We start from the raw sequence: 15,163 nt of genomic DNA, 5'->3' as shown, positions 1-15,163 counted from the left end.
GTGCACGGCCGAAAGGAATTTCTCGTGACATCCCTCGCCCACGCACCATCGGACCCGGGAGATCGCACCAAGCCCACTAGAAAACAGGCCCTGCGGCTGTGGCTCATGGAAGGCCTGCCCGAAAGCTCCGGAAAGCGCCAGGGTCCGCACGGTCGGCCCAAGCCCAGCGACAAACCGCACTCGTGGTGGCGAGTCATGTGCCTGACCGGCCTGGATTACTTTTCAACTCTTGGCTACCAGCCTGCCATCGCGGCTCTCGCCGCAGGCGTGCTGGCACCACTGGCCACCATCGTCTTGGTCCTCGTGACCCTTTTTGGCGCATTGCCGGTCTATAAAAGGGTGGCCCGAGAGAGTCCCCGCGGAGCCGGTTCCATCGCCATGTTGCAAAACCTGCTCCCCCGTTGGTGGGGCAAATTATTCGTCTTGGCGCTACTGGGATTTGCCGCCACAGATTTCATGATCACCATCACCCTCTCAGCTGCCGATGCTTCAGCTCACGTGATAGAAAATCCTTTTGCCCCCAGTTTCTTGCACGGACAAAACATCATCATCACCCTAGTGCTCATCACCGCCTTGGCCATCGTGTTCCTGAGAGGTTTCAAGGAGGCCATCAGCATTGCCGTGGTCCTTGTCGCCGTGTTCTTGAGTCTTAACCTGGTGGTCATTTCTGTTGCGTTGTTCCACGTCGCCGGGAGCCCCTTACTGACCGCAGACTGGTGGACAGCGCTGACAACCCAGCACGGCAACCCAGTCATGGTGGTCGCCGTCGCCCTTCTAGTCTTTCCGCGTTTGGCACTGGGTCTGTCAGGATTTGAAACCGGCGTGGCTGTCATGCCACAGATCAAAGGCCCTGCCAGCGACACCGAGGAAAACCCGGAGGGGCGCATCCGTGGTGCGCACAAGCTGCTGACGAGCGCCGCGGTCATTATGAGCACCTTCCTCATCACGTCCTCACTTGCTACGACCATCCTCATTCCTGTCGCGGAATTCCAGCCCGGCGGTGCCGCTAATGGGCGCGCACTTGCCTTTCTTGCCCACGATCTCCTCGGCGAGGGTTTCGGCACCGTCTATGACATCAGCACCATCGCCATCCTCTGGTTTGCGGGGGCTTCCGCGATGGCAGGGCTACTCAATCTGGTGCCCAGGTACTTGCCTCGCTTCGGCATGGCTCCGGAATGGGCCGGGGCGGTGCGCCCGCTGGTCTTGGTGTTCGCTGTCATCGCCATCATCATTACCGTGGCATTCAAGGCCGACGTCGATGCTCAGGGAGGCGCGTATGCCACCGGAGTGTTGGTACTGATCACATCCGCTGCCATCGCCGTGACGCTCTCTGCCAGGCGCAAGAAGGAGCGCGTCAAGACCTTTGGTTTTGGCGCAGTCTCCGTGGCATTCCTCTACACCACCGTGGCAAACTCGATCGAACGCCCGGACGGGCTGAAAATTGCTTTACTTTTCATCCTGGGCATCATTTTGGTCAGCTTGCTCTCACGGTTCCGCCGGGCGTTTGAACTGCGCGCCACCTACATTCGCATGGACGAACACGCCATGTCGTTTGTGGCCGCCGTCGATGAGGGCACCATCAGGTTCATCTCCCACGACCCCAAGACGCGCAATGCCGCCGCGTACCGCCGTAAACTCAACCACGCGGCCGCTGTCAACCAGATCGGCGATCCTCGCCAAGTTCTCTTTATGGAAGTTATCGTGGATGACTCCTCCGACTTTGAGACAGCCTTGGAAGTGCGCGGCGTGGTCCGCCACGGCTTCAAAATACTTGAGGTCCACGGTTCCAATGTCCCCAATACAATCGCCGCAGTCTTGCTTCATGTGCGCGACGCCACCGGTCTGATTCCACATATCTACTTCCGCTGGAACGAGGGAAACCCGATCACGAACATGATCAAGTTCATGTTCACCGGCGAAGGCGAGATCGCGCCCGTCACGCGAGAAGTGCTGCGGGAGGCAGAGCCTGACCTGACGCAACGTCCTTGGGTCCACGTCGGCTAAAAGGGACCCGTTTCTAACCGAGCGTCGGGCAAAAGGGCCCGTTTCTAACCGAGCGTCGGGCAAAAGGGACCCGAAAGTAACCGAGCGTCGGGTTGGGAGTGGTTATCCAGCAGCCCCGGACGCTGCGGGGACCAGGATGAATAGCGCTTCAACGGGTGTGGCGGAGCGGTTTTCCCAGGAGTGCGGCTCGCGGCCCGGGAAGGACAAGGTATCCCCGGCCTTCAAATCGTACGAATCTTGCGTCATAATCAATGTCAGTTCCCCACTGATGATGTGCAGGACGTCCACATCGCAATCCACGGCATACAACTCGGATTCACCCCGGCCAAAGGGGCCGATGGTCGTGCCGAGGATCTGCAGGCGTCGTTCCGAACGTGCCGTGAGCAACCGTTCCACAATTCCCTCTCCGCCTAGGGAGATCCGCGGGCCCTCCCCGCGAAGTGTCAGATGCGTCTCGGGCACAGCGAACAAGTCCCCGATGGAAATCGACAAGACTTGGCACAAGGTGACCAAGGACGACACACTAGGAGAGGTCAGATCGCGCTCGACACGGCTCAAAAAGCCCTTCGTCAGACCGGTCGCGTCCGCCACATGCTCAATGGTGAGTCGCTGAGCTTGGCGTGCCGCGCGGATGCGCGAGCCAATGGCAACCGGCGCCGAGCTGGGCTCCACTGGCAGTGCTTTCATCTTCGCTCCTTGAAGTCTTTGGCAATTCATGCCCATCGTGACTCTATACGTCCAGCGACTGCAGCCATGTATTGACTGTAACCACCATCACAGTTTAGCCTGTTAGGCAACATAAGTTGTCTCTCATGCAATTTATTCTTGCTTTCTCCATCATCACCGCACACTGGAGCTTCACGTGACACTGAACATTGCAATAGTCGTCCTCTACCTGGTCGCCATGCTGGCCTTTGGTTGGTGGGGAAAATCGCGCACCAAGAATAACAGCGATTTCCTCGTTGCCGGTCGCCGCTTGGGACCTTTCCTCTACACGGGAACCATGGCCGCAGTCGTCCTTGGCGGCGCTTCCACCGTCGGTGGCGTAGGACTGGGTTACAAATTTGGCATCTCCGGCATGTGGTTGGTGGTTGCGATCGGCGTCGGGGTACTACTCCTGAGCCTGCTCTTCGCCCCGACCATCCAGAAGCTGAAGATCTACACCGTTTCCCAAATGCTGAGCCTGCGCTACGGCCAGGAAACGACCAAGATGTCAGGCATTGTCATGCTGGCCTACACCATCATGATCTCTGCAACGTCTACGGGAGCCTACGCAACCATCTTCGTGGTACTTTTCGGCTGGGACCGCTGGCTGGCAATCGCCGTAGGTGGGGCAATTGTCCTTGTCTATTCCACGATTGGCGGCATGTGGTCTATCACTTTGGCCGACCAAGTGCAGTTTGTCATCAAGACCGTGGGGGTCTTCTTGCTCATGCTTCCCTTCGCGTGGAACGCAGCTGGCGGACTGTCCGGCATCCAGGACCGCGTTGAGGCTAGCTTCTTCCAATGGGATGGAATCGGTATCCAGACCATCATCACGTACTTCGTTATCTACACCCTGGGCTTGTTGATCGGCCAGGACATCTGGCAGCGTGTTTTCACCGCCAGAACCCCGACTGTGGCCAGGTGGGGCGGCGCAACAGCCGGCATTTATTGCATTCTCTACGGTGTAGCCGGTGCGTTGATCGGCCTTGCGGCCCGGGTGGCACTGCCAGGGATCGACGTCGCCACTCTTGGGAAGGACGTTGTCTACGCCGAGGTCGCCACACACCTACTACCGATCGGCTTAGGCGGTATTGTCATGGCGGCTGCCGTGGCTGCCATGATGTCCACCGCTTCCGGAGCCCTCATCGCCGCTGCAACCGTGGCACGCAAGGACGTGGTCCCGTTCGTCGCTAGCTGGTTTGGCAAGACCATAGATTCATCGGATACTTCCAACCCAGAACACGACGTCAATTCCAACCGTTGGTACGTCCTGGGACTCGGCGTACTGGTCGTGCTGATCTCGATTGTCGTCAACGACGTCGTCTTCGCGCTCACCATTGCCTACGACATCTTGGTTGGAGGCCTGCTTGTCTCCATCATCGGTGGCTTGGTCTGGAAGCGGGGTACCGGTCTGGGCGCCGCTTGGTCCATGTGCGTCGGCTGCGCACTGACCTTGTTGATGCTGGTGCTCTACGCGACAAGTGCTATCCCTAGTGCCGACGGCATCTATGCCAATGAGCCGATCTACTACGGGTTAGCCGCCTCCTTGGTCGTTTACGTGGTGGTCTCATTGCTAACCCCGCCAACCCCGGCTCATATCCGCAAAGTCTGGGATGACCGCCTCGCTGCTGCAGCCACTGACTCCAACACGGACGAGATCATGACGGAAACTGCCGCGCGCTAAGGTATTCCCGGTTACGTAAAAGCACGACGGCGGTACGATGGCGAGTCTTTATGACGTCATCATGCCGCCGTCGTACTTTAAAGCGGTACTCTGAATCCAGCTTCATGAGATGCGATGTCAAGCTCCGACTTGTCGCACGCCAACCCCATGTTCACAGGGTGGCTCGGATGAAGAAGTGGCCCGCGGCGGAACTAAAGACAAACCGGAGCGGGCAAGAGCACTCACAAAGGGTTTCGCCAATGACCACTCTTTCGTTTAGTAATTCACAGCGCACTGCAACCACCAAGCGCCCCTACTCGGTGCCGGTATTGCCGGCAGTGGACGTCAATCTCGGCACTGTTTCTTTCTTCTCGCCGACCGGCCAACTCCTGTTTTTCTCCGCGGAACCAGCCGATCTAGTGAGCGCACTGACACAGGCCGTTCGCCCCGCCCAGTGGATACCGGAGGTGAGCACTCTGGTGATAACTGTGGCGCAGACTGGTGTCCGGGCCGGGCTAAGACTAGGTTTCCGTCTGAGCGCTTACTAGCCTTCTTCCGATGTGTGTCGAAGCCGGTTGGCAGGCGTCTACACTTCACAGCGAAAGGTAAGGACGCCTCACGCAGCAGCCGCAGCTTCACGTGCCCGCTTCTTGAGGGCGACCGAGGTGGCCGTCCATGTGGAGCCCAGCACCACGCCCACACTCGAGGCCATGACCAGCATTGGCGCACTCCCCCGCACAAGCCCATAGATGAATAAGGCCAGCATGCAGGCCAGCCCTGCAGCAAAGCCCATCCAGACGAACCGTGTTCCGTTGTCGCGGGTATTCGTGTTCATGGTGACTCCCAGATAACTAGTGACCGTTGATGTCACTCAGCATACGAAAGTACTTTCCATATTGTCAAGTACTTTCATGTACTTGTGAATTTCTTCGAAGACTATCTAATTGCGGCGTCCCTAAACTTTTCTTCACGGCATACCGACCGAAAAACCGTCCCAAAAAGAGCTACAGTGATGGCTGGATTTGAGGAGTCCCGATCATGCCTGAACGCATACCCAACCCGGCGCAGATCAAGCGCTGGCGCCAGTATTTGGCGGATGAAAGAGCCGAGGCGTCTGTCTACCGGGATTTAGCCAAGCGCCGCGACGGGGAGGAAAAAGCCATTCTTTTGGCTTTGGCCGACTCGGAGGGACGCCATGAACAGCATTGGCTGGCGCTATTAGGCAGCCATGCCGGCCCGCCTGCCAAGCCATCCTCCCGGAATCGCCTCCTGGGGTTACTCGCCCGTCGTTTCGGTTCGGTCTTTGTTCTGGCGTTGGCACAACGCGCAGAGTCCAGATCTCCCTATGCCTCCGATGTGGACGCAACGCGAGCTATGGCCGCCGACGAGGCCATCCATGAAGAAGTGGTCCGCGGATTAGCCACTCGCGGTCGCAATCGGCTTTCCGGCTCCTTCAGAGCCGCTGTCTTTGGCGCCAACGACGGCCTGGTCAGCAATCTCTCGCTGGTAATGGGTATGGCCGCCACCGGCGTGGGCAGCCATGTGGTCCTCTTTAGCGGTATTGCCGGCCTCTTGGCAGGAGCGCTGTCCATGGGCGCCGGCGAGTATGTTTCGGTGCGGTCCCAGCGCGAATTGCTAGACGCCTCCCTACCGACCCAGGTTACGTTGACCGCCGCGCCAGCACTGGATTTACAAAACAATGAGCTGGTCCTGGTCTACTTGGCCCGGGGTATGTCCCGTGACGCCGCCGAACACCGCGCCGCCGAGCGCCTGGGGCATGCCAGCTGCGACTGTGACCCCAGCTTGTCGCTGCGTCCCGATGTCCCCGAGGAAGGCGAGGAAGGCGACGAGCACGAGACACTCGGAACGGCCTGGGGCGCGGCAAGCTCAAGCTTCTGCTTTTTTGCGTCCGGTGCGCTCTTCCCCATCCTTCCCTTCCTGTTCGGCATGACGGGGTTTGGGGCCCTGGCATTAGCCTGCGCATTGGTGGGGCTGACGCTGATGGGAACGGGCGCCGTCGTCGGTCTGCTTTCCGGTGCTTCACCGCTGTGGCGCGGACTACGGCAGCTGGGTATCGGTCTGGGCGCTGCCGCTGCGACGTATCTCCTAGGTCTGGCCTTTGGCGCGATCGTCGGATAACGCAAGAAGAAAGCAGCCGTGCTCGGCTGGATCAGACTCTAGGCACCCGGGCAAGCTAGTGGGCAATCGCTTGGCAGGCCTGCTCCACCGTATCGACAACATGGATGCGCCCAGCCATGGTCCGGCCGCTAGCCAACGCCGCCAGAAGAGGGCGGACGGGCAGATCCTTTTCCCAGTAGCGCCGACCCACCAGCACCATGGGCCTCTCCCCACCCTCCGAGGCATAGTAGTTCTCACAGGCATCCTGAAAAATTTCCTGAACTGTCCCCGCCGCTCCTGGTAAGAAGATGATGCCACCATCACAGCGGGCCAACAGAACTGCCTCGCGGACCGAATTCGCAAAGTACTTGGCCACGCTGGTAGCAAACACGTTGGGCGGCTCATGCCCGTAAAACCACGTGGGGATGCCAAGATTCTTTGTGCCTGTGGGGAATTGCGCCAAAACGGCTTCTGCTGCCTGCGCCCAAGCGCTCACGGAAGGACGAAATCCGGGAACACACGCTAAGGTGCCAAGAGCGGAATCTAGTGCGTCATCATCGTATCCGGCAAGATAGGCGCCGAGATTGGCGGCCTCCATGGTTCCGGGACCCCCTCCGGTGGCAACCATGAATCCCTGACGTGCCAACGATCGGCCCAAGTGCGCGGCCTGGGCATATTCTGTACTTCCGCGAGCCGAACGGTGCCCGCCCATAATTCCAACAGTCCGGATTCCGGCACCAGCTAGAGTGGTCATGAAGTCATCGAGGGCGTCACTGATGGCGTGGTCGTGCATGGCAGTGGCCAGCGTGGCATCCAAAGCGCGTCCGCGCCCACGTTGGAGTGTCCACTGGTAAATCAGCGCGTCCGGCACGCTTTCATAATCACCGCCAGCGATGCCTGCATACAGTTCCGCACCCGTGTACAGGTGTCCGCGGTAGGCGTTGAAAGGAATATTGGGCAGCGTGGGGAAAATCAAGGCCCCTCGGGAGCGCAGCAGATTCTCAATTTCGGGTGCAAATAGGCATCCCAAGAAGATGGCACCGGGGGCCCGTAAAGCCACCAGCTCACTGCTGCGGGTACGCAGGTCAACGGCTTGAAAGATCCAGCCGTGCATTGATTTTGCCCCGCCAGCAATGAGCGCGTCAAAGCCAGCGACTTCCTCGACTTCAACGGTGCGGGAATGGGGAGAAGTAGGTACATTCACGTCCCCAGCTTAGCTAGCCCAGTGGCTCCCCCTGGTAACTAAGGCGTCAGGCTTGGCGGGTACTGTGGAGGGGACAGTTTCACATACTCACCGCCGGGATGCCGCGGCGCTTCAATTCTTTTTATTCAGGAGCAACAATGAAGGAAATCAACACAGGCGATTTTATGGCCGCGGACCCGGATGTCCAGATTATCGATGTCCGCGAAGCGGATGAGATCACTGCGGGCATGATTGAAGATGCCGTGCATATTCCGGCAGGGGAGGTCCTTCAGCGCCTGGACGAGCTGGATAAGTCCCGGCGCGTCATCGCCGTCTGCCATGGTGGCGGCCGTAGCGGGCGAGTGGCCCAGGCCCTGACTGAACTCGGTTACGACGCGGATACTCTGGTGGGTGGCATGAGCAACTGGGCTGCCGAGGGCATGCCGATGGTGGCCCCGGAGTAGGCTACGTTGCTGCTGGGTCACCCGGAGCTGTACCGGATTTTCCGTCCAGCTCGGCTTGGACTTCGGTGACCAGCTCACCATGTCCGCCCAGCTCCTCGAGCTCGTGGGCCAGTTCTGCCAATTCCGCTCCGCCGGCCATCTGCCCGGTCAGTTCGGCTAGTGTGATGTCTTTTTTCTCGTAATATCCCATGGATTTACCGCGCTTGAGTAGCAAGAAGCGGTCGCCCACCGGGAACGCGTGGTGCGGGTTATGGGTAATGAAGATGACGCCCAGCCCGCGGTCCCTGGCCTGCAAAATATAGCGCAGGACGACGCCGGATTGTTTGACTCCCAGCGCGGCCGTCGGCTCGTCAAGGATGAGCGCTTTGGCCCCGAAATGGACGGCCCGCGCAATTGCCACGCACTGACGCTCACCGCCGGAAAGCTGCCCGATAGGCTGATCCACATCGCGTAGATCGATCCCCATCCGAGCCAGCTCAGATTTCGTAGTCTGTTTCATGGTCTTCACGTCCAGGCGTTTAAACGCTCCACGCCCTAATGTCAGCTCGGAACCTAGGAAGAAGTTGCGCCAGATCGGCATCAACGCCACCACTGCCAGGTCCTGATAGACCGCAGCAATCCCGGCATCCAAGGCTTCACGAGGGCTTCTCAACGTTCGTTCCTCGCCCATGATTTTGAACGTGCCAGAATCGTGGGAATGGAGACCGGCCATAATTTTGATCAGCGTCGATTTGCCTGCACCGTTGTCCCCTAGAACACAGGTGACACGGCCAGCATCGACTGCCATGCTCACATCGGTCAGGGCAATGATGTTCCCATAACTCTTACCCACATTTTCCAGCTCCATCAAGGGCGCCGGCGGATGGGCCAAGAGCTCGCTTTCGTTAGTCGTCATCATGGCTTAGTCCCTACTTCAGTTCTGAGCGGCGTTTAACAACCAGGTTCACGATGGTAGCCAGTAGCAACATCAGGCCCAAGAAAAACTTGAACCAGTCCGGGTTCCATTGGGCATAAACAATCCCCTTGTTCGCCATGCCGAAGATGAAAGCGCCAATAGCCCCACCAATAGCCGAACCATATCCGCCCGTGAGCAGACACCCACCAATAACTGCGGCAATGATGTACAAGAACTCGTTACCGACACCCTCACCTGATTGGACGGCGTCGAACGCAAAAAGGTTGTGCATGCCCAGAAGCCAGCCACAGAAGCCAACCCCCATGAACAGGCCAATTTTGGTCCACTTAACCGGAACGCCCACGGCTCGGGCAGCATTTTCGTCCCCACCCACCGCGAAGATCCAATTCCCCACCTTTGTTCGCAGCAGAATCCACGATGTCAGCGCTACGAGCAGGATCCAAATGAAAATGGGGCTTTTCACGTCCACGCCGGCAATTGTGAAATCGTTGGAGAAGACGGCCTGCGCCGAGGAAAATCCATCCATGGTGGCGATGGAGGGGCTGGCAACACTGCCACCAATCAAACGCGTTAGGGCCAGATTCAGCCCCGTCAGCATCAAAAATGTTGCCAGGGTGACGATGAAGCTCGGCAATTTTGTCTTCATCAAGATCCAGCCGTTGACAAAGCCAATAGCGAGCGAGACTACGAGCGCCAAACCCACACCAATCCATACGTTGGTGGAGAAGTACCAGCTGAACAAGGAGGCAGTCAGCGCGGAGCTGATCACTGCCACCCCGGCTGAGAGGTCAAACTCCCCGCCAATCATCAGCAGCGCGACACCCACAGCCATGATGCCGATGGTGGAGGACCCGTAAAGCACCGTGGCGAACGAATTGGCTTGCAAAAAAACGGGGGCAACGATGGCAAAGAAGATGAACAGCACTACGGCACCCACCAACGCGCCAATTTCCGGCCGCCCCAGGAGGCCGGAAAGGAGGCTGCGCTGCCCGACGCGTTCATCTCGCAAAGACGGCGGGGATTGGGACATGGTGCTCATGTGGTTCTCCTGGTGTGAGCGGGCCTGACCGATGACGCCATCGGGCCCGGCATCAAGTCATCCTTAACGGATGCCTTCTTTGGCGAATGTGAGGATCGCTGGGGCGTTGGTCTTGTCAATGATGGCCGGACCGGTCAAGACCGGAAGTCCACCGCCGACTTTGAATCCGCCGCGGTGGTTCTGCCACAGGGCGTCCACGGCATCGTAGCCTTGGAGCCACGGCTGCTGATCGACGGTGAAGAGTACCTTGCCGTCGATGATGTCCTGGAGCAGATCGGCCCCCACGTCAAAGGAGGCAATCTTACATTTGGCTCCCAAGTTCAAGGATGTGACGGCTTTGAGAATGGTAGCCGTGAACGGTGCACCCAGACCAATGATCGCGTCGGCGTTCGGCGTGGACTGCAGCTTCGCCGTCACGGTGGAGGATACCTGGGTCATATCCGTTCCCTGAACATACAGGATCTCGGTTCCAGCGATCTTGGTCTTCACACCGGCACATCTAGCTTCCAATGCCACGTTCCCTTGTTCATGGATAACGCAGATGGGGTGGGTCACACCTTCTTTGGCCAATCGTGTTCCCACGGCAGCGCCAGCGATTCCTTCATCGGAACCAAAGTGTGTGAACGCTCCGAGGCTGGCGAAAAGGTCCGCCCCTGAGTTGATACTGACCACGGGGATACCAGCGTCCTCCGCCTTCTTCAAGACAGCCTTCAACGCGTCGGGCTTGGCCAGCGACACGGCAATACCGGCCACTTTTTGATCAATGGCCTGCTGGACCAACTGCGCTTGCCGCCCACCATCAGGATCGGAGGTGTAGAGCAAATCAACGTTGTCCTTGGCCGCAGCTTCTTCGGCGCCTTTGCGCACGATGTCCCAAAAGGTATCTCCTGGGGCTGCGTGCGTGATGAGCGCAATTTTGATGCTTGATGTGCTGGCGACCTGTCCCCCTCCTGCTGCCGCAGTTTCGCCGGGGCGCCCGCCCGAGCTAGAACAGGCGCTCATTGCAAACAGTGGCACGATCGCAGCCGCTACGGCCAACTTTCGCCAAGAGATCCTTTTCACGTAAAGCTTCCTCCAATTTGGGACTTCCGCCAACAAAAGCGCGCCCGGCCAAAAGTCGGCCGGACGCGCTTCTTCTTCACAACTAAATTACAGCGCTGCGTAAATTTCGCGCAGCAGCGCGGCGGTCTCGGAAGGCGTCTTGCCAACCTTGACTCCGGCAGCTTCAAGGGCTTCTTTCTTAGCTTGAGCCGTGCCCGCGGAGCCGGAGACGATGGCGCCAGCGTGGCCCATGGTCTTGCCCTCGGGTGCGGTGAAGCCAGCAACGTAGCCCACAACGGGCTTCGTGACGTGGGCCTTGATGTACTCGGCTGCGCGCTCTTCAGCGTCACCACCGATTTCACCGATCATGACGATGGCTTTGGTCTCGGGGTCAGCCTCGAACGCAGCTAGGGCGTCAATGTGCGTGGTGCCGATGACGGGGTCGCCACCGATGCCGATCGCCGAGGAGAAGCCAAGGTCGCGCAGCTCATACATCATCTGGTACGTCAGGGTGCCGGACTTGGAGACCAAGCCGATCGGGCCCTTCTGTGTGATGTTGTTCGGCGTGATGCCGACAAGCGCTTCGCCGGGGGTGATGATCCCGGGGCAGTTCGGCCCGATGATGCGGGTGATCTGCTTGCCCTGCGCGTCAACCTTGGACTGTGCCAGCGCCCAGAACTCCGCTGAGTCCTGAACCGGCACGCCTTCGGTGATGACAACAACCAGCGGAACGCCGGCTTCGATGGCCTCAACGACGGCGTCCTTGGTGAATGCCGGGGGGACGAACACGATCGAAACGTCGGCGCCAGTCTTGGCAACAGCTTCGCTGACAGTCCCGAACACGGGTAGGACGACGTCGCCGTGGGTGACCTCGGTGCCGGCCTTGCGTGCGTTCACGCCACCGACGACCTGCGTACCAGCCTTGAGCATCAGAGCAGTGTGCTTGGTGCCTTCGCCGCCGGTGATGCCCTGGACGATGACCTTTGAGTCTTTGTTCAAGAAGATAGACATAAGTTTTCTAAACCTCTACTTCGAAGCGTTGGCGAGCTCGGCGGCCTTGTTGGCGCCCTCGTCCATCGTGGCGGCCAGGGTGACCAACGGGTGGTTGGCTTCATTGAGGATGCGGCGGCCCTCTTCAACGTTGTTGCCGTCGAGGCGAACTACCAGCGGCTTGTTCGCTGCTGTGCCCAGCGTTGCCAGTGCACCAACGATGCCCTTGGCGACTGCGTCACACGCGGTGATTCCACCGAAGACGTTGACGAAAACACTCTTGACCTGGGGGTCATTCAAGATGACGTCCAGTCCGTTGGCCATGACCTCAGCTGAGGCTCCACCGCCAATGTCCAAGAAGTTGGCGGGCTTAACGCCGCCATGATTTTCGCCAGCGTAGGCCACAACGTCCAAAGTGGACATAACCAGCCCTGCACCGTTGCCGATGACGCCAACTTCGCCGTCGAGCTTGACGTAGTTCAGGCCAGCGGCCTTCGCCTTAGCTTCAAGCGGGTCCGCTGCGGCGGCATCTTCTAGTTCCAGGTGGCCGGGGTGGCGGAAGTCAGCGTTCTCATCGATGGAGACTTTGCCGTCCAGTGCAACGATGTCGCCTGCTCCGGTGAGAACCAGCGGGTTAACCTCAACCAGAGTGGCGTCCTCTTTCTTGAAGACGTCCCACAGCTTGATGATGGCCGCTGCAACCTTCGGTGCAAGTTCGGCGTTGAAGCCTGCTGCGGCGACGATCTCGTCAGCCTTCGCCACATCGATGCCAACGGCGGGGTCGACGGCGACCCTGGCCAGAGCGTCTGGACGCTCCACTGCCAAGACCTCAATCTCCACGCCACCTTCCACCGAGCACATGGCCAAGTAGTTACGGTTTGCACGGTCCAACAACACGGAGAAGTAGAACTCCTCAGCGATGTCGGCACCTTGGGCGATCATGACCGTGTTAACGGTGTGGCCCTTGATGTCCATGCCAAGAATGGCGGAGGCATGCTCGAACGCTTCATCAGCGGTCTTGGCTACCTTAACGCCACCGGCCTTACCTCGGCCACCGACCTTCACCTGTGCTTTGACGACTGTGACGCCGCCAATCTTCTCGGCTGCTGCCTTTGCTTCTTCAGGGGTGTGCGCCACGATGCCGGCCAACACGGGAACGCCGTGAGCCTCAAACATGTCGCGCGCCTGGTATTCAAACAGGTCCACGGGTTTGTGTCCTTCTACGTCGAAGTAGTGATTTTGAGGGGCAAAACCCCTTTTCACACACTACCGCCTTGCACTAAAAGCACATACTTGGCCCGTGCACCACAGTGTTAAGGGTTATTCCTCTCACATTGGCGGCCCGCAGAAAACCTCTCAAGTAGCTGTTTCACCATGAATGGCTGACCGCTGAGCCTAACCGGTTTTGGTAGCTGCGCCTGAGGCCGGAGTTGTTGTGGCGGGAGCCGTAGCGGCAGGTGTTGTTGGGCTTTCGTGGCCGGGTCCGAAGAGCTCATATTTGTCTGCCGAGACGAAAAAGCCAAGCCCGTTAGAGAGGTTCGCGCAAGCAACGCCGTCGTCCATGGGGGCACAGCGGTAGCCTTGGGCTTCCTTGGCATGACCTTGACTCAACACCGGGATTCGGGACATGTTCTCGCTGACTGTGCCCGCTGTTCCGAACGCAGCCTCCACCGCTGTGACACCGGCCCGGCAGCCGCCGTAGCTCACGGCGTCAGGCATGAGCAGCGCTGTGCCACCCAGATAACCCACGTGGGTTCCTGCGCAAGTACCCTTCACGGTCGCCGGATCCGGGGCCGGGTAGTTGGCGAGTTCGCAGTTCACCACCGGAACTATGGGACTCGTTTCATTCGCTGAATCCGTGTAATTATTGGGTTCCCACGGCTGGTTGAGATTCCCGGCCCGAGAGGAAGTGAAGACGCAGGCAATGTTGCGTGAATCCGTAATAAACGCTGGCAGTTCTGCCCCCCCAGCATCTTCCGTGGCTTGGTCAACAGCCATCGCTTTGAGCCTGTCTACATAGCTCAAGGGTCCTTTTGCCGTGACCGTGGGCTGGGCAGGTGGGCCTGTGGGGATCGTGATGCAACCCACGAGGCCGGTTCCGACAGCAGCCGCCAGCACGATGAGCGTTGCTGCACGCATGAGTGACCCAGGGCCGTTTGAGGCACGCTTAGCGCCCGCAACGTGCCGCACGGTGGGCCGAGGAGAAAGTGCCATGGAATAAGTTTGCCGTATAGCCTGCCGCCGACCCAACTAGGGCCCTGCCCTGGCACGTCCTGGACCGCGCTAGCGCTGCTCTGGCACGTCCTGCCATGCATTGAAACGGCACGCCGCCATCTGACAATGACTTGTTCCATTCGATAGCCATTGGTACTCTAAGGCAATGCCCAGACTCTTGCACGTCTCCGTAATCGCACTTGCCGCTTCTCTTGCACTCGCGGGGTGTTCATCCACTACCTCCGCCAGTTCCTCACAGACTTCCTCCACTGTGGCGCAGGCCTCCGAGTCCAGTGGCGCCCGGTCCGTGGAATCCAACAATCCGCAGGCCTCCGATCCTGGAGCCGCACCGGCTTCGGGAGATAAAATAACCGGTTCCGGATACAGCATCGTGGTCCCCGAGGGCTGGACCAAACCAGACCAGGACCCGGCCCAGCAGGGACTGGACGTAGTGGTGGTGAACCGAAACGACACCGACGGGTTTGCCGATAACGTCAATGTTTTGCTCTCACCAGCGGGGAAAGTTACACCTGAGCAGGTCGAGTCCCAAGGCGTCAAAGAAATCAAGGACGCCGGAGCCACAGACGTGGTAATTCGCCCTCGCACCACTGTGGCCGGGTCCGAGTCCGCCCATCTTTCCGCCATGTTTTCCCATAGCGGAGCCAAATATCAGATCGAGCAGTTTTATCAGACACACGGCGAGCAAACATTCATCACGACGTTCTCTTTCAGCACCACCGTCTCCCAAGCCGACCGTGATGCCCTCTGCGACTCCGTGCTGAAAACGTGGTCGTGGGCCTAAGCGCCCGCTGGGCTCTTACCCCAC

At 59.2% G+C, this 15,163-nt stretch carries 15 protein-coding genes and 1 riboswitch; of the genes, 6 read left to right on the top strand and 9 right to left on the bottom strand.

The window, feature by feature from the left end:
• Positions 1 to 24: 24 nt before the first annotated feature.
• Complete coding sequence (locus LOH53_RS00725; protein ID WP_230065803.1) at positions 25 to 2,004, top strand: APC family permease; 1,980 nt, start codon at positions 25 to 27, stop codon at positions 2,002 to 2,004.
• Between the two features lie 102 nt (positions 2,005 to 2,106).
• Here LOH53_RS00725 and LOH53_RS00720 read toward each other — a convergent pair whose 3' ends face one another.
• The gene (locus tag LOH53_RS00720) at positions 2,107 to 2,691 is read right to left on the bottom strand and encodes a cupin domain-containing protein (RefSeq protein WP_230065802.1); all 585 of its coding nucleotides are present in this window, start codon (positions 2,689 to 2,691) and stop codon (positions 2,107 to 2,109) included.
• A 217-nt stretch (positions 2,692 to 2,908) separates the two neighbouring features.
• On the opposite strand from LOH53_RS00720, the gene LOH53_RS00715 reads away from it, so the two are divergent.
• Both LOH53_RS00715 and LOH53_RS00710 read left to right on the top strand, forming a co-directional pair.
• The gene (locus LOH53_RS00715; protein ID WP_230066211.1) at positions 2,909 to 4,393 is read left to right on the top strand and encodes a sodium:solute symporter; all 1,485 of its coding nucleotides are present in this window, start codon (positions 2,909 to 2,911) and stop codon (positions 4,391 to 4,393) included.
• A 100-nt stretch (positions 4,394 to 4,493) separates the two neighbouring features.
• A riboswitch (SAM riboswitch) is annotated at positions 4,494 to 4,617 on the top strand.
• Between the two features lie 15 nt (positions 4,618 to 4,632).
• Positions 4,633 to 4,920: a hypothetical protein gene (locus LOH53_RS00710; protein ID WP_230065801.1), complete on the top strand. Its 288-nt coding sequence runs from the start codon at positions 4,633 to 4,635 to the stop codon at positions 4,918 to 4,920.
• Positions 4,921 to 4,988: 68 nt separating this feature from the next.
• Here LOH53_RS00710 and LOH53_RS00705 read toward each other — a convergent pair whose 3' ends face one another.
• Complete coding sequence (locus LOH53_RS00705) at positions 4,989 to 5,207, bottom strand: hypothetical protein (protein WP_230065800.1); 219 nt, start codon at positions 5,205 to 5,207, stop codon at positions 4,989 to 4,991.
• Positions 5,208 to 5,410: 203 nt separating this feature from the next.
• Between LOH53_RS00705 and LOH53_RS00700 the strand changes: the two genes are divergently transcribed.
• Positions 5,411 to 6,511 carry a VIT1/CCC1 transporter family protein gene (locus LOH53_RS00700; protein WP_230065799.1) on the top strand — a complete coding sequence of 367 codons (1,101 nt, stop codon included), beginning with the start codon at positions 5,411 to 5,413 and terminating at the stop codon, positions 6,509 to 6,511.
• A gap of 55 nt (positions 6,512 to 6,566) precedes the next feature.
• On the opposite strand, the gene LOH53_RS00695 is transcribed toward LOH53_RS00700, so the two are convergent.
• Positions 6,567 to 7,694 carry an LOG family protein gene (locus tag LOH53_RS00695; protein WP_230065798.1) on the bottom strand — a complete coding sequence of 376 codons (1,128 nt, stop codon included), beginning with the start codon at positions 7,692 to 7,694 and terminating at the stop codon, positions 6,567 to 6,569.
• Positions 7,695 to 7,831: 137 nt separating this feature from the next.
• On the opposite strand from LOH53_RS00695, the gene LOH53_RS00690 reads away from it, so the two are divergent.
• Positions 7,832 to 8,137, top strand: coding sequence for a rhodanese-like domain-containing protein (locus LOH53_RS00690; RefSeq protein ID WP_230065797.1), 306 nt, complete (start codon positions 7,832 to 7,834; stop codon positions 8,135 to 8,137).
• Position 8,138: 1 nt separating this feature from the next.
• On the opposite strand, the gene LOH53_RS00685 is transcribed toward LOH53_RS00690, so the two are convergent.
• The 6 genes from LOH53_RS00685 to LOH53_RS00660 form a co-directional block, all read right to left on the bottom strand.
• Positions 8,139 to 9,035: an ATP-binding cassette domain-containing protein gene (locus LOH53_RS00685; protein WP_230065796.1), complete on the bottom strand. Its 897-nt coding sequence runs from the start codon at positions 9,033 to 9,035 to the stop codon at positions 8,139 to 8,141.
• Positions 9,036 to 9,045: 10 nt separating this feature from the next.
• The gene (locus LOH53_RS00680) at positions 9,046 to 10,092 is read right to left on the bottom strand and encodes an ABC transporter permease (RefSeq protein WP_230065795.1); all 1,047 of its coding nucleotides are present in this window, start codon (positions 10,090 to 10,092) and stop codon (positions 9,046 to 9,048) included.
• A gap of 63 nt (positions 10,093 to 10,155) precedes the next feature.
• On the bottom strand, positions 10,156 to 11,154 hold the full coding sequence (locus LOH53_RS00675) for a sugar ABC transporter substrate-binding protein (RefSeq protein ID WP_230065794.1): 999 nt from the start codon (positions 11,152 to 11,154) through the stop codon (positions 10,156 to 10,158).
• Between the two features lie 87 nt (positions 11,155 to 11,241).
• Positions 11,242 to 12,144 (bottom strand): succinate--CoA ligase subunit alpha, encoded by a 903-nt coding sequence (gene sucD, locus LOH53_RS00670; protein WP_230065793.1) that lies wholly within the window; start codon positions 12,142 to 12,144, stop codon positions 11,242 to 11,244.
• Between the two features lie 15 nt (positions 12,145 to 12,159).
• Positions 12,160 to 13,329: an ADP-forming succinate--CoA ligase subunit beta gene (gene sucC, locus LOH53_RS00665; RefSeq protein WP_230065792.1), complete on the bottom strand. Its 1,170-nt coding sequence runs from the start codon at positions 13,327 to 13,329 to the stop codon at positions 12,160 to 12,162.
• A gap of 189 nt (positions 13,330 to 13,518) precedes the next feature.
• Positions 13,519 to 14,337 carry a hypothetical protein gene (locus tag LOH53_RS00660; protein ID WP_230065791.1) on the bottom strand — a complete coding sequence of 273 codons (819 nt, stop codon included), beginning with the start codon at positions 14,335 to 14,337 and terminating at the stop codon, positions 13,519 to 13,521.
• Positions 14,338 to 14,503: 166 nt separating this feature from the next.
• On the opposite strand from LOH53_RS00660, the gene LOH53_RS00655 reads away from it, so the two are divergent.
• Positions 14,504 to 15,139, top strand: coding sequence for a hypothetical protein (locus tag LOH53_RS00655; protein ID WP_230065790.1), 636 nt, complete (start codon positions 14,504 to 14,506; stop codon positions 15,137 to 15,139).
• Positions 15,140 to 15,163 lie beyond the last annotated feature (24 nt).

It is taken from the genome of Arthrobacter cryoconiti, from assembly GCF_020905375.1.
GTDB lineage: Bacteria > Actinomycetota > Actinomycetes > Actinomycetales > Micrococcaceae > Specibacter > Specibacter cryoconiti.
This window is presented reverse-complemented; position numbering and strand designations above follow the sequence as displayed.

Excerpts from the sequence above, each read along its gene's own strand:
- sucD (WP_230065793.1), bottom strand. The coding sequence starts at position 12,144 with ATGTCTATCTTCTTGAACAAAGACTCAAAGGTCATCGTCCAGGGCATC.
- LOH53_RS00680 (WP_230065795.1), bottom strand. The coding sequence starts at position 10,092 with ATGAGCACCATGTCCCAATCCCCGCCGTCTTTGCGAGATGAACGCGTC.
- LOH53_RS00655 (WP_230065790.1), top strand. The coding sequence starts at position 14,504 with ATGCCCAGACTCTTGCACGTCTCCGTAATCGCACTTGCCGCTTCTCTT.
- LOH53_RS00720 (WP_230065802.1), bottom strand. The coding sequence starts at position 2,691 with ATGAAAGCACTGCCAGTGGAGCCCAGCTCGGCGCCGGTTGCCATTGGC.
- LOH53_RS00685 (WP_230065796.1), bottom strand. The coding sequence starts at position 9,035 with ATGATGACGACTAACGAAAGCGAGCTCTTGGCCCATCCGCCGGCGCCC.
- LOH53_RS00660 (WP_230065791.1), bottom strand. The coding sequence starts at position 14,337 with ATGGCACTTTCTCCTCGGCCCACCGTGCGGCACGTTGCGGGCGCTAAG.
- LOH53_RS00690 (WP_230065797.1), top strand. The coding sequence starts at position 7,832 with ATGAAGGAAATCAACACAGGCGATTTTATGGCCGCGGACCCGGATGTC.
- LOH53_RS00700 (WP_230065799.1), top strand. The coding sequence starts at position 5,411 with ATGCCTGAACGCATACCCAACCCGGCGCAGATCAAGCGCTGGCGCCAG.
- LOH53_RS00710 (WP_230065801.1), top strand. The coding sequence starts at position 4,633 with ATGACCACTCTTTCGTTTAGTAATTCACAGCGCACTGCAACCACCAAG.
- LOH53_RS00705 (WP_230065800.1), bottom strand. The coding sequence starts at position 5,207 with ATGAACACGAATACCCGCGACAACGGAACACGGTTCGTCTGGATGGGC.
- LOH53_RS00715 (WP_230066211.1), top strand. The coding sequence starts at position 2,909 with ATGCTGGCCTTTGGTTGGTGGGGAAAATCGCGCACCAAGAATAACAGC.